The following is a 14,060-nucleotide window of genomic DNA, read 5'->3' on the forward strand; positions in this document are numbered from 1 at the left end:
TTCTCTCACAAATTGAAACATTCAACAGAATTTAATTTTTACATATAATTACATATTATATGTTTTATTTTCAGATTCCTAGTTATTTATTTTGACATACCGATAAATAATTTAAGTCTGACCGATAATCGCTTCTTTTCTAAAAATATTTTATATAAATGTGTAAAAAAAGACCAGTCGCAAATGCAACTGGTTTTTTTGTTTACCAATATAAATGACAAGCAACGAAATGCCCTGGTTTTTGTTCTTTCCATTCAGGTACCGCACTGGAGCATATCTCCATCGCTTTAGGGCAGCGAGTCCGGAATACACAGCCGCTCGGCGGATTGATCGGACTTGGGACATCGCCTTTAAGTACGATTCTTTCCCGTTTAATAGTGGGGTCTGGTATTGGCACTGCAGAAAGCAAGGCCTGTGTGTAAGGGTGAAGCGGATCTTTCGTTAAAGAATCACTATCCGAAAGTTCCATCATTCTTCCAAGGTACATGACTAAAATGCGATCTGAAATATACTTGACCATCGATAAATCATGCGCGATGAATAAATAAGTCAATCCCATTTCTTTTTGCAGCTCTTTTAATAAGTTGACAACTTGAGCCTGTATCGAAACATCCAAGGCAGAAATTGGTTCATCACAAACGATGAATTTAGGATTTAAAGCCAACGCCCTTGCAATTCCAATACGCTGGCGTTGTCCGCCACTGAATTCATGCGGAAAACGAGTAATATGTTCCGGACTTAAACCAACTAGCTTTAACAGGTCTTCCACCCGTTTTCTTCGCTCTTTACCTTTTGATATCCCATGAATGGCAAGTGGTTCCCCAATCAATTCCTCCACCTTCATCCTTGGGTTCAAGGATGCGTAGGGATCTTGGAAAATCATTTGTATTTCACGGCGGATATGTGACATTTCCCCGGGTTTGTAATCGAAAATATTTTTGCCCTGAAAAAGAACTTCTCCATCTGTCGGTTCATAAAGCCGAGTGATTGTACGACCTGCAGTCGACTTACCGCAACCGCTTTCCCCAACAAGACCGACAGTTTCCCCTGGGTAGATTTTGAGATCCAAACCATCTACCGCTTTCAGCGATTGAGAACCAATAGGAAAATACTTCTTCAGATTCTTTATTTCAACAAGAGGAGAATTTTCGTTGTCTGTCTTTTCTTTTACGGCCTTATTTTTCAGTGAAACCATTTGTTCTCCTCCTTTATACATTAGTCGATGCTTGCACCTGTGCTGCCTTTGCCATAGGGTGGTGCAGCCAGCATGCGGCTGTCTGACCTTCTTCCACTACTTCAAGCTCCGGATCATGGTCTTTGCACACTTTCATTGCTGATTCACATCTTGGATAAAATGGGCATCCTTTTGGCGGATCCAATAAATCCGGTGGTGATCCGATAATCGGAACCAACGGAGCCGTTTTTTCCATATCCAGCCTTGGCACCGTTTTAAGCAGACCTCTTGTATATGGATGCTGCGGGTTTGAAAATATAGCTTCCACCGTACCCGTCTCCACGACCTTGCCTGCATACATGACGACTACCCGTTCACAAGTTTCCGCAACCACACCTAAATCATGAGTGATTAAAATGATGGAAGTATCCATTCTTCGCTGGATATCTTTCATCAGTTCCAAAATTTGCGCTTGTATCGTTACATCCAATGCTGTTGTAGGTTCATCGGCAATCAGCAATTTCGGTTCACAAGCAAGGGCCATTGCTATCATCGCCCTTTGGCGCATACCACCTGAAAACTCATGCGGATATTGCTGCATCCTTTTTTCCGGCTGTGGAATACCTACCAGTTTGAGTGTTTCCAACGCCCGTTCGTATGCATCATTTCGGGACATGTTTTTATTATGCTTTAAAATGCCTTCCATGATCTGGCTGCCGATTTTTGTCGTTGGATTGAGCGAAGTCATCGGATCCTGGAAAATCATGCTGATTTCATTTCCGCGAATCTTCTGCATTTCCTTTTCACCCATTTTAAGAAGGTCTTTACCGCCAAAGTTTATCGACCCTTTTCCATACTCTGCTGGAGGTGTTTCCAGTAATCTCATGATAGATTTCGCTGTAACACTTTTGCCGCATCCGGACTCCCCAACAATGGCAACGGCTTCCCCTTTTTTTACATCAAAGTTCACGCCGCGAACCGCTTGCACTTTTCCTGCATAAGTATGGAAGGTGATGTGTAAATCGTTGACTTCTAATAGGTTCTCCATCATCGTCCCTCCTATTCTAGTAATATCAAATCTTTATGTTAGGACTCATTTATTTCCGTAGTTTTGGATCTAGGGCATCCTGTAATCCGTCACCAGCCACATTGAACGCGAACATGGTTAAGGAAATCAATATTGCCGGGATTAAAAGTTGATAGAAATTCCCTACCAGAATGCTTCCCAGGGCATCACTTGTCAATGTTCCCCAGCTTGCCTGAGGCGCAGGCACTCCCAGCCCCAAAAAGCTAAGTGTCGCTTCGGCAAAAATAGCAGTAGGTACAGTCAAGGTTAAATTGACAAGGATCGGCCCCATTGTATTTGGAATCATGTGTTTTCTTAAAGTCCAGCTCGTATTGGCTCCAGAAATGGTAGCAGCATGGATATATTCATTCTCTTTTAGTTGTAAAACCTGTCCACGTACCAGTCGCGCCATCGGTATCCAGCCTGTGATCGACATCGCAATGATGATCGGCAGAATACCAGGTTTTAATACGACCATCATTAAGATAACCATCAATAGGTATGGGATCGCATAGATCACCTCGGCAAACCGCATCATGATATTATCTGTGCGTCCACCGCGAATGGCTGAAATCCCGCCATAAAGGACACCAATTAAAAAGTCAATCAGCGCTGCCATCAATCCAATGAACAAGGATATCCTCGCACCGTACCAAGCTCGTGTAAATAGATCCCTTCCTGATGAATCCGTTCCAAACCAATGCTCGCTATTTGGGCTTAGATTCCTTTTCTCGAAATCTTGTCCATAATAAGTATATCCGTTAATATACGGGCCAAAAATCGCCATCAAGACCAAGAGGATTATAAGAACAAACCCCGTCATCGCCAGCTTATTTTCTTTAAAACGACGCCAGACGTCAGACCAATATGAAACAGTAGGTCTGGCTATTTTTTCGGCTTCCTTAAAGTTGCCTTCAGCGGGTTGGAACATATCTTCGGTTAAATGCACTTTATCTGCCATTATTTCTTCTCCCCCGTCACTTTAATTCTAGGATCAATCAACGTATAGGCTATATCAACGATGAATATCAATAGGATAAGTACCGCACTATACACAATTGTGGAACCAAGAATGACCGGGTAGTCTCTGTTGGATATTCCCTTTACGAACATATCTCCCATGCCCGGAATACCAAAAATACGTTCAATGATGAAGCTTCCTGTCACGATATTGGCCGTTAGGATGCCCAGAATCGTGATAATCGGCAATAACGCATTCCGAATCGCATGTTTGATTATGACACCGCTCCGTTTCAATCCTTTGGCCTTTGCTGTCAAAATGTAATCCTGCCCCATTACTTCAAGCATGCTTGTCCGCATCAATCTCGCGATGAAAGCAAGCGGCATCATCGAAAGGGCAATGGATGGTAAAATGGTATGCTGCCATGTCGCCCATGTAGCGACAGGGAATATATTCCATTTTATCGCAAAATAATTGATTAAAATAGTCGCCAGGATAAAGTTAGGAACGGAAATCCCTACGATGGCAATGACCATTGATAAATAGTCGGGCCATTTATTTCTTTTCAGTGAAGCCACTACACCCAAAATTAACCCAAAGAAGATGGCAATCACCAATGCTTGTGCCCCTAAGTGCAAGGACACTGGAAATCCCTTCAAAATGTAATCATTCACAGAAATGGATGAGGATTTCAATGAAGGACCAAAATCAAATTGAACGACTTCCAATAAATAATTCCCATATTGGGTCAACAACGGCTTGTCCAATCCATAGTGGACTTGAAGGTTTTCATAAACAGCAGGAGGCATGGCTCCTTCTTTCGCAAATGGATTTCCCGGAATCGTATGCATTATGATGAACGTTAATGTAATAACAGCCCATAAAGTAATAATCGCCCATTTAAAACGGTTTAATGTATATCTCAACATGGTAATCACCCCAATCATCGATTTTCTAAGGAGTTGAAAACGGAAATGAATTCATGAAATATTCAAATTCGCAATTGAAAAATGGGGTATGTCCTTAATCGGACATACCTCCCATTTCACTTTTATCCTTCTATTATTTTTTATCCGCGTAAATAAAGTTCGGATAAGCATTAATCGGAGCAAAAACTCCAGTAACATTCGATTTAACCATATATGGTTTTGTATAGAAGTAAATCGGAAGGATCGGCATTTCTTGAATCAGAACTTCCTCTGCTTTATGTAAAGCAGCCATGCGTTCTTTTGGATCCATTGTAGATTTTGCCTCTTTTAATAAACCATCATATTCTTTGTTCGACCAATTTGCATCATTATAGGCACCGTCCGTTTCCCAAAGCATGAAGGTCATTGGGTCAACATAGTCACCAACCCATCCTGCACGGGAAATTTCAAAGTCGCCAGCTTTTTCACGATCAAGCTTAACTTGGAATTCTGCATTTTCAAGTGTCACTTCAACACCCAGGTTATCGCGCCACATTCCTTGAACGGCTTCAGCAATTTTCTTATGGGTATCTAAAGTATTATACAAAATTGAAAAATTAGGTAATTCTTTCATGCCTTCTTCAGCAAGACCTTCTTTTAACAATTTCTTGGCTTCAGCAACGTTTTCCTCAAATAGGTTACCAGTATTTTCCTGGAAATCTCCAGTTGCATCAGGAATGCCCGGCGGGATTACTCCATAGGCAGGCTTTTGACCGCCTTGAGCAACATTTTCAGTAATCTTTTTACGTTCGATAGCCATTGATAGCGCTTTCCTAACCTTTTCATTGTTGAAAGGTTTTACTTCCGTATTAAAGTTGTAATAGTAGACAGCAAGTTCTGCGCCGTTTTTGAATTCTTTGTCGCCAGAATTAACCAATTGGCCTTGCACGTCCACTGGCAGTGGATAAGCGATATCCAATTCGCCACTTTGATACATTTGCCATGCTGTATTTTCATCTTCAATTAGAGCAAAGTTAACCGCATCCAATTTGATTTTATCTTTATCGTAGTAATTTTCATTCTTTTCGATTTTCAGGCTTTCTTTATGTTTCCACTCCGTTAATTTGAACGGACCGTTCGAAACGTGTGTTTTTGCATCCAAAGCCCATTTTGGATTTTCTTCCTGTACCTTTTTATTGATTGGGTAGAAAGTATAGAAAGAAGTCAAGTCAAGGAAATATGGTGTAGGCTGCTCCAAAGTAACGACTAACGTATGTTCGTCTGTGGCCTTAACACCTACGTCCTCTTCCTTCCCTTTCTTACTGTTGTAAGCTTCCCCGCCTTTAAGATAATAAAGTTGGTAAGCATAATCAGCAGCTGTTTCCGGTTTCAAAGCATATTTCCAAGCATATTCGAAGTCATTGGCTGTAAGCGGATCTCCATTTGACCATTTCAAACCATCTTTCAATTTGAATGTCCATGTTAATCCATCTTCACTGATTTCCCATGATTCTGCAGAACCAGGTACGATTTTGCCTTCTTCTGTTTTCTTTGTCAGTCCCTCAAACGTATGTTCAAGGATCCATGATTCATGAGTACCTTGTGCATTCGCAGGGTGAAGCGAACCTGGTTCACTCGAGTTATTTACGTTTAATACTTTTGAGTTGGCTGAGTCACCCGAGCCGCCTTCTTTTTCATTCGAAGTTTCCTTCGAACCGCCATTGCATGCCGCAAGCATTAGCATGATGGCCATAAGAAGAGCAAGCACTGAAAATTTAGACTTTTTCAAAAAATATTCCCCCTCATCTTTAATCTTTCTTAGGATATTCCCATTTAAGAGATTATCCTTCTAGCACCTATTAATCTTCCGTATAGTACAAATAATGTCAGCGAGGAAAGTTAGAAGCATTCATTGCAGGAATTCACCTAAAACAACTAGCGAACCGTTTGCATAAATCTGAATTTCTCCCTAAAAAAAGCATTAATGCAGTTTACTAGTAAAAAATCACCCTCTTTTCAACCTCGCTAAAGGTACTATACCTCGAATTAAAGATGTTGAATTTTAAGTATATTACGAATAAACCAAAAAATCAATAAACCGATGAGTACTTTTTCACAATATAGTAATTATTTTCTAATCAATTCGATCTAGATACTAGGTAAAAAGAAATGATAACCTTTTTGATGTAAAATGACTTCCGACTTCCAGTGGTTTTTTCAAACACCTTTATACCAGTATTCATATAAGTTCGCTCGTCTATTTTTTCTAAATATTCTAATAACTCAAGCGGGTTGTTTGCTAAGACCACTTTCCTAGCAAACCATTCCCAATTAAATTATAAACTTTAGTAGAATAATGCATTCCCTCAATAAATTATTGAGTTCTGCTTAAACGCATTCCAAATAATGGATAATAACTATATGGGAATAGAAATATTCCATCAGTCACTCACCATTATGTATCCGTCGATTCAATGAAAGATGACGCTTCATCATTTATGATTAAATAAATATAATGACACGAAAAGTAAGCAAATGCCTGCCACCTTTTTCGCATCCAATGGGATGCGTACTCCTCCAAATAAACCGAAATGGTCAATGACGGCCCCAATCAGTATCTGGCCTGCAATAACACCGACCAATGCAGGGGCCACTCCGATCTGAGGGACGACCAATACTATCACAATCACATAGATAGCCCCTAATAGTCCACCTATCAATTGCCATTTTGGTACAGATGCGACAGCAGACATATTTCCATTTCCCGCAAACAAAACAATAAATAATAAAGCGAGTGTCCCGATTCCAAACGAAATGAAAGAAGCTTCAATGACCCCCACTTTTTTCCCTAATCCACCATTGATTTGTCCTTGTATGGCAATGGTGATGCCGCCTAGGACCGCAAGCAACGGAAATAGTATCTTCACAATGATTTTGCTCCTTTTTATGTCCATCAGGACTGATTAATGAATCCGCCTTCCATTTTAACATGAAAAATATGTATATTGTCCTTTAGTGATATAAAATCATCTGTAAGTGAGAGATAATCTACAAATAAAAAAAACTGGCACTTTTAGCCAGCTGCAATGTTCTATACTAAACTAAAATCTATTTGATCCCTGACCACTTTGTTGCCGTAACTGGCAATACTCTGAGCTTAACAAGGAAAATACGAGGGCATCATGCGATTGTTCACGAAGAAATAGATAACTTCGGAGGCTGCCTTCCTCTTTAAATCCAAATTTCTTCAATAGGTTTCTGGATGCAATATTATCCTTGAAAGTTAAAGCGGCGATTCTGTTTAGTCTCAATTCTTCAAAGCAATAGCGTAATACTTCGTTGACAGCTTCAGAAGTAAAGTGTTTCCTCCAATATTCAGGATGGATTTCATATCCTATTTCGGCGCGTTTGTTGGCAGGGCTCAATTGATTCAGGCCAACGGTCCCGATGAATTTGCCTGAATCCTTTAAAATGACTCCCCACCGCATCCCACGCTTGTTTATGTAAGCACTTTTAAACGAGTCGATTAAGCGGCGGGCATCTTCAACTCGAGTTAAACTTTCTATCCCATCATATTTGGTCACTTCATCTTTAGAGAGGATTTCAAACAGACTCTCAGCATGATGGTGACCTATTTCGATTAAACGCAGCCTTTCTGTTTCCAATTCCTTAAACCACATCGAAGAATCCCTCCGTATATTCATTCAGCTGTCTACTTAATTCTATTCATGAAGAAGAGATACCTGTTTTAATGGAAAATACTTTTTGAAAAATTCCTTTCCTTAACATAAAATGCCGAGTCCTCATGTCCACCCTTTGTAATCAAATACCTAACGATTTGTAAAATAATGGCACTTTAGGGCGTCTGTTTCCGCCATAACAATAAAAAAACTAATAGGATGATATTTTTTACTTAGTTCCATATAACCACTTATCATTTTTGATGTCCTTATTATTTACCCTGTCAAACAAAGTCAGCAATCGTAAAATGATTCTTTTTTTACATGAAATAATTCTTCCAATCTATTAAAAAGCCCTATGATTTTGGTTTTCCTTTAACACTTACAGGTTAAATGGACCCTTAACATTCATCTTTCCATTCGATACCTTTTTCCCATAGCAACAAAGAATGTTAAAGAGCTAATTTTACATAAAACTATTTTTATAGCATACTATACTTCCAATCCAGATATTCTACTAGGAGGAATAAAAATGAAGAAAATCATCCTTTTATCAGCACTGTCGCTATCCCTATTATCTCCAAAAGTTGCTCTGGGAGCCAATACTTACGAGGTGGCAAAAGGAGATACCTTAACGAAAATCGCTTCTGAATATGATGTCAGCATTGACGAATTACTTAAAACGAACCCTGCCATAAACGATGCAAATCAAATTCGAATCGGACAAATCATAAATCTTCCCACATCCAACCACACAGTTAATCGCGAAGAAAGTCAATCAGTTGAACAGCAGGTCCTAAGTTTAGTGAACGAAGAACGTTCAAAATCCGGCCTCCCTTCACTTGAAATGGATTCAGACATTTCCAACGTAGCAATTCTGAAATCTGAGGATATGCGTGATAATAATTATTTCAATCATACAAGCCCAAGTTATGGATCGCCTTTCGATATGATGAAATCCTTTGGGATCAGCTACGAGTACGCAGGGGAAAATATCGCAGCAGGCCAACCTAGTGCGGATGCTGTCATGAAATCATGGATGAACAGCCCCGGACATAAGGCCAATATCCTCAACAAGAACTATACGCATATTGGAATTGGGTATGTGACAGGAGGGAAATACACCCACTATTGGACCCAGCAATTCATTGGAAATTAAAAACCTTAGAGGCGGCAGATTGCCGCCTCCTTTTTTTATCCTTATATTCCAAATCTAAAACTTGCTATTATCCGTTGACTATAGACTCCAAGCAAAAATATGCGGGGACCTTTCTCCCTTTATATAGAAAAGACCTCTTGCCGTTTGATCGCTTCAATAAAAAACGGTCTTCTTTTATTTTTTGTTCGATGGATACGCAAGGAAAACACGTAAAGTAGTTATATCATACTACTTCCAATTATCTTACTGATAAAAATAAAATTATGTTAAAATAGAATTCTAGGCATAGGTACAAAGGGGCAATTGTAATGAAAATAGAGGTTGGCTCTGTTTTCAACGAATTATGAATAAAACAAAATCTTACAAGAGAAGAACTGGCTAAGGATATATGTGAACCTAATGCCCTGTCAGATTATGAAAGAAGCATCACTTCTCCAACCATTGATGAATTGGCACTTTTTGCGGATAAACTTAAAGTTGACCTTCCGTATTTCTTCACTACCAAAAATGAACCGATTTATAATTACATAGAAACCATTAAACTTTTGTAAACAAATATATATTAACGCACACGTAATTTTGAAGCAATTTATGATATCGTCCAAAAAGAAATGGTAACGGCACCGGAAAAATCGATAACATTTTATCAATTCTTGAAAAGGCATGAAGGTATCTCTACAAAAGGCTATAGAATTATTGAATGAGGCCATTCATATTACCATGGGTAACGGGTCATTCTTCATCAACAGGAGATAGAAGTTTTAAATAGTATCGGAATCATCCATTTTAAAACGAAGAATTATGAAGAGGCCATCACCTCTTCAATGAAGCACTGGAATTTATCGAGAATATTCCCCGTGAATCAAGAAAGTACCATTATCGTGAAGATCATTCATGGATTAACACAAACATTGACTGAACTTCATTATTATCTGGAATCATTAAATTATGCCCTTAAAGGGATCAACATTTTTAATTCGATAGAATCATTATATTTATATGCGGATCTCCATCTTTTAACTGGTAAGAATCTGGTACATCTTCAACCAACCTGAAGAAGGACTGCACTATATAAAGCAATCCAAGAACATTTTCAGTCTTCAAAAATCGAGGAATCCGTACAAATTGCCGAACATGAATTGGAAAGCATTTTGCAATGCTTGTGAACTTCAATGGATAAAAAAAGATAGAGATTGCTTTGAAAAAAGGAATCTCTATCTTTTTTTAGTGTCGTTAGTTCACCCTTACCTTCAATCAATTTCAGGAATGTCTAATCATTTCCACATTAATGATACTTTAAAACAATCATTACACTTTCAATAGCTATTCTATGTCAGCTATAATAGAAGAATGTAACCCAACTGGAGGAATATAAATTGTCTAATAGATTAGGTTTAGTGCTTGACGTAGAAACAACTGGTTTACGTCCCTCTTCAGATGAAATTATCGAGCTTGCCCTTATACTCTTTACATACAGCAATGAAACGGGGGAAATTAAAAATCTTATTGATCAGGAATCATTTTTAAGGGAGCCTCTCTCCTATGGAGCAAGAAGGAATTATGATCAAGCATACAGAATTCATGGAATTCCATACAGCTCCGTAGAAGGAAAAAGTTTTCACGATGAAAAAATTAAATCCTTCATTGACCGTACCGATTCTATTTTCGCACATAATGCTTCTTTCGATAGAAGTTTTCTCTACCAAATGTATCCAGAAATCAATGATCAAAAGTGGTTCTGTACGATGCGGAATGTACCTTGGAAGCAATACGGATTTGAGAATAGTAAACTCTTAACATTACTGCAGGCTCATAATATCACCAATTTTCAAACACACAGGGCTATGGACGATATATCTTACCTAATGGAACTTATGAGAAAGCCAGGACCTTCTGGACATCCTTATTTAAAAGAAGTCATTGCAAAAAATCCGATGAAGAAATATGCACCTGCTTCACCAAAGACAAGGGTATAGCTGATTAAATAATTACTTCATTGTACAGTCTGCACCAAAGTTTTGTCACAAACAACCCGTTTTATCGCAAATTGCTCATACCAAGAGAAGAGGAATACATATCTTTACGATGGGTTATTTTAGGGGCACTTTTATTTTCCTGCATTTCACTCATTAACTGATATTCATCAAAAAACAGCGACCCATGACGGGTCGCTGTTTTTTGATCATTGTACAGTTGCACCTTCCTGTTTTTCATTTAATGCGCCGTTCAATTTCTTATACCGATAAATAAAGTAAAGAAGTGATAATATTAATGCCGCAACGAGGAATATGGCCAATATGCCAAGATTATGCCACATGAAGCTATAATCTCCTGTTGAGATGACTGCACGGAAAGCATTAATAGTATAAGTCATCGGTAAGAAAGGTGTGAATCCTTGCAGGAAGCCAGGAACCAATTCATTTGGGAATGTTCCGCCACTGCTGGTCAGTTGAAGAATCAAAATCAATAATGCTATAAACCGGCCAGGATTGTCAAAGGCCGAACCCAGGAACTGAATGATTGCCATGAATGTACAGCTAGCAAGAATGCTTACTGCAAAAAATAGCGGCAGGCTCGTAACATTGATTCCAAGACCTAAAATTAAAATCGAGTCCACCAATATGGCTTGACAGATTCCTATAAGTGCCATGACGCTGTATTTACTAATAAACCAGCTAAATCCACTCGCAGGTTTAACAGCAGGATCTCTTAACGGGAAAATGATCGTCAGAACGATAGCCCCGATAAATAAACTTAATGAAATTAAATACGGTGCAAAACTAGTGCCATAGTTCGGTACATTATTAATTGGTAATTTATCCACTTGAACTGGGCTTGCAAACATGTCATATACTTCTTCATTGGATTTTATCTTGCCTGCTTCGTTTGCCCCATCATTCAATTCATCATGTAATTCTGCAGATCCATCTGAAAGTTTGGCGATTCCATCTTGTAACTTAATGGCTCCATTCGCCAGTTCTCCCATACCACTAGTAAGGCTGGATGAACCTTCTTTCAACTTATCCGTTCCTGTAACCAGACCTTTCGAACCCTCGGAAAGCTGTGAGGTTCCACTTGATAATTGCTTGGAGCCATCTTCAAGCTGATCAAGCCCGCTTACCAAGTTATTGCTGCCTTCGGTTAACTGTCCAAGCCCACTCTGTGCTGAATCTATACTATCGCCAAATGTTGTCAAACCAGACACCAATTGACCTTGACCATTTTTCAGTTCATTCGCCCCATTGGCGAGTTTATCCTGAGCTTGCTTCAATTGAGTGAAACCGCCGCTTAATGCACTTGTACCTTCACCTAACTGATTAGCTCCATCACTAAGGCTATTTGAGCCTTTAGCAATTTCGCTTGCACTGGCCGATAGTTTCCCTACTCCTTCAGATACTCCTTTACTACCTTCACTGATGCGGGTTAGAGAAGAAATCACTCCCTCCAATCGCGCTTTCTCTGCAGGATCATCCGTAGCTTCAGATTGTTGTTTCAATCCGGAAATAACCTCATCCAAACCTTCCGAAACTTCAGATGCCCCCGATTTTGCTTCGTTCGATGCTGCGCTCCATTCAGACAATGAACCTGAAAGCTGGGCAGCACCAGCAGCTACACCATTTGCTCCTTCTGTCAAAGCGGGCAGCTTTTCTTCTATTTGATTGAAGCCCTCTAATGACTGTTGCAGTCCAGAGGCCAATTCACCAGTTCCCGCTTCAGACTTCTTGGCTCCTTGCAAAAGCTCGGATTGCCCATCTTTCATTTGTCCAACACCAGAGCTAAACTGTTGTAACCCTTGATTGAGTTCTTTTGATCCTGCAGCTGCCGAACCGACCCCATTCGAAAAGGTCAGTGATTTTTCAGCTAATTTTTCCAGGTTTTCATGGATTTCGACAGAACCTGAATGGAGGGAATCAATTCCTTCATCCACTTTTTTGGAACCTTCTTTAGCTGAGTTAATCCCTTCACCAAGTTCACTTGATCCGTTCTTCACTGTATCTGTTCCATCTTTCAATTCACCAGCTCCATCACTGGCACTTTTGAGTCCATCAGCCACTTCGTTCAAATTATCGAACATTGACTCCGCATAGGTTTTCGTAACGGCTGAAGAAACTTCCCCTTTGATTCTCTCCGAAGCTGCGTCACCTATTTTTGTGGATATATAGTTAAACCCTTCATTGGACGTATAAATTAAATCCAGTTTTTCCGGATTGTCCTCCTGTAAGGTCGTTGCATTTTTCGAAAAGTTTTTCGGGATTTCTATTTTCATGTAATAATCTTGATTTTCCAGGCCTTCATTTGCTTCTTTTTGACTGACGAAATGCCAATCGAAATCCTTTTTTTCCTTTAACTCCTTGACTAAATCTTTTCCTATTGTAAGTTCCGATTCATTGAACATCGCACCCTCATCCATATTGACAATGGCAACAGGCAATTGGTCCACCTTACCATATGGATCCCAAAATGCCCACAGGAACGTGCCGCTGTATAATAAGGGAATCAGTATGATCCCTATTATGGAAATGAGTATCATAGGATGTTTTATTATGGCTAAAAATTCACCCTTTAAAGATTTTAACACGCTTACCAAGCCCTCCTATACGACGAATATGCCGTTTATTTAATCTATCTCGGTGAAAAACGGATTGAAGAATACATATTTAAGTCATTTGCTTCTGCAATATATATTTAAAATTCTTTATCTTGAACCTTTAATCTATTACTTTTTAAACAAACAATAATTAATGACTATATCGTTCATTCGGTCACTACCACGAAAATAATATAACATTTATCCACCTTTTTATCAATATTTTTTCACTGTCTTACATCCTATATTTACTTTTTTTCTCTCTATATCCTATTTAGATTGGTTTTTTAGCTGATTAAGACCTTATTATCAGCTGATAAAATCACCTCTGATATTACATAAAAAAAGGGTATCCATAATGGATACCCTTCAGACTGTAGACAAACTCGATGAAAATCGAGTTTGTCTATTTTTATGGCTTTTACAATTTGGACGTTGATTTCCACTCCAGGCACTCGCTTTCCGCGGGCGGTCGGGGAGCCTCCTCGGCTTTCGCCTGCGGGGTCTCCCCTAGACGCGCTTTT

The 14,060-nt window shown here is 39.2% G+C and carries 12 protein-coding genes; 3 read left to right on the forward strand and 9 right to left on the reverse strand.

Annotation, left to right across the window (positions count from 1 at the left end; genetic code table 11):
* Nucleotides 1-202: 202 nt before the first annotated feature.
* The 7 genes from Q8G36_RS25190 to Q8G36_RS25220 all read right to left on the reverse strand — a co-directional run bounded on the left by Q8G36_RS25190 (nucleotide 203) and on the right by Q8G36_RS25220 (nucleotide 7,789).
* Nucleotides 203-1,195 (reverse strand): ABC transporter ATP-binding protein, encoded by a 993-nt coding sequence (locus tag Q8G36_RS25190; RefSeq protein WP_063235004.1) that lies wholly within the window; start codon nucleotides 1,193-1,195, stop codon nucleotides 203-205.
* Between the two features lie 13 nt (nucleotides 1,196-1,208).
* Nucleotides 1,209-2,222 carry an ABC transporter ATP-binding protein gene (locus Q8G36_RS25195; RefSeq protein ID WP_305162509.1) on the reverse strand — a complete coding sequence of 338 codons (1,014 nt, stop codon included), beginning with the start codon at nucleotides 2,220-2,222 and terminating at the stop codon, nucleotides 1,209-1,211.
* A 49-nt stretch (nucleotides 2,223-2,271) separates the two neighbouring features.
* Nucleotides 2,272-3,201, reverse strand: a complete 930-nt coding sequence (locus tag Q8G36_RS25200) for an ABC transporter permease (RefSeq protein ID WP_214750037.1) — start codon at nucleotides 3,199-3,201, stop codon at nucleotides 2,272-2,274.
* Nucleotides 3,201-4,130, reverse strand: a complete 930-nt coding sequence (locus tag Q8G36_RS25205; protein WP_141994689.1) for an ABC transporter permease — start codon at nucleotides 4,128-4,130, stop codon at nucleotides 3,201-3,203. The genes Q8G36_RS25200 and Q8G36_RS25205 overlap by 1 nt, the downstream gene beginning before the upstream one ends.
* Nucleotides 4,131-4,263: 133 nt before the next feature.
* Nucleotides 4,264-5,898, reverse strand: a complete 1,635-nt coding sequence (locus tag Q8G36_RS25210) for a peptide ABC transporter substrate-binding protein (protein ID WP_305162510.1) — start codon at nucleotides 5,896-5,898, stop codon at nucleotides 4,264-4,266.
* Nucleotides 5,899-6,601: 703 nt separating this feature from the next.
* Entirely contained in the window at nucleotides 6,602-7,036 is a 435-nt protein-coding gene (locus Q8G36_RS25215) for a DMT family transporter (protein ID WP_305162511.1), read from the reverse strand.
* Between the two features lie 174 nt (nucleotides 7,037-7,210).
* Entirely contained in the window at nucleotides 7,211-7,789 is a 579-nt protein-coding gene (locus Q8G36_RS25220) for a GNAT family N-acetyltransferase (RefSeq protein ID WP_305162512.1), read from the reverse strand.
* Nucleotides 7,790-8,321: 532 nt separating this feature from the next.
* Between Q8G36_RS25220 and Q8G36_RS25225 the strand changes: the two genes are divergently transcribed.
* From Q8G36_RS25225 to Q8G36_RS25230, 3 genes are all read left to right on the forward strand, one after another.
* Complete coding sequence (locus Q8G36_RS25225; RefSeq protein WP_305162514.1) at nucleotides 8,322-8,948, forward strand: CAP domain-containing protein; 627 nt, start codon at nucleotides 8,322-8,324, stop codon at nucleotides 8,946-8,948.
* A gap of 347 nt (nucleotides 8,949-9,295) precedes the next feature.
* The gene (locus Q8G36_RS29455; protein WP_370694121.1) at nucleotides 9,296-9,499 is read left to right on the forward strand and encodes a helix-turn-helix domain-containing protein; all 204 of its coding nucleotides are present in this window, start codon (nucleotides 9,296-9,298) and stop codon (nucleotides 9,497-9,499) included.
* An 825-nt stretch (nucleotides 9,500-10,324) separates the two neighbouring features.
* On the forward strand, nucleotides 10,325-10,924 hold the full coding sequence (locus tag Q8G36_RS25230; RefSeq protein ID WP_305162515.1) for an exonuclease domain-containing protein: 600 nt from the start codon (nucleotides 10,325-10,327) through the stop codon (nucleotides 10,922-10,924).
* Nucleotides 10,925-11,130: 206 nt separating this feature from the next.
* Here the strand turns inward: Q8G36_RS25230 and Q8G36_RS25235 are convergent, their stop codons facing one another.
* Both Q8G36_RS25235 and Q8G36_RS25240 read right to left on the reverse strand, forming a co-directional pair.
* On the reverse strand, nucleotides 11,131-13,527 hold the full coding sequence (locus tag Q8G36_RS25235) for a YhgE/Pip domain-containing protein (RefSeq protein ID WP_305162516.1): 2,397 nt from the start codon (nucleotides 13,525-13,527) through the stop codon (nucleotides 11,131-11,133).
* A 296-nt stretch (nucleotides 13,528-13,823) separates the two neighbouring features.
* Nucleotides 13,824-14,060: hypothetical protein (locus Q8G36_RS25240; RefSeq protein ID WP_305162518.1), on the reverse strand; the 237-nt coding region annotated here is incomplete at its 5' end.

It is taken from the genome of Peribacillus frigoritolerans (assembly GCF_030676415.1).
In the GTDB taxonomy this organism is placed as follows: Bacteria; Bacillota; Bacilli; order Bacillales; family DSM-1321; genus Peribacillus; species Peribacillus frigoritolerans_A.

What these genes read in the sequence shown, in the direction of transcription:
- Q8G36_RS25190 (WP_063235004.1), bottom strand. Translation starts at nt 1,195, where the DNA reads ATGGTTTCACTGAAAAATAAGGCCGTAAAAGAAAAGACAGACAACGAA.
- Q8G36_RS25195 (WP_305162509.1), bottom strand. Translation starts at nt 2,222, where the DNA reads ATGGAGAACCTATTAGAAGTCAACGATTTACACATCACCTTCCATACT.
- Q8G36_RS25200 (WP_214750037.1), bottom strand. Translation starts at nt 3,201, where the DNA reads ATGGCAGATAAAGTGCATTTAACCGAAGATATGTTCCAACCCGCTGAA.
- Q8G36_RS25205 (WP_141994689.1), bottom strand. Translation starts at nt 4,130, where the DNA reads ATGTTGAGATATACATTAAACCGTTTTAAATGGGCGATTATTACTTTA.
- Q8G36_RS25220 (WP_305162512.1), bottom strand. Translation starts at nt 7,789, where the DNA reads ATGTGGTTTAAGGAATTGGAAACAGAAAGGCTGCGTTTAATCGAAATA.
- Q8G36_RS25225 (WP_305162514.1), top strand. Translation starts at nt 8,322, where the DNA reads ATGAAGAAAATCATCCTTTTATCAGCACTGTCGCTATCCCTATTATCT.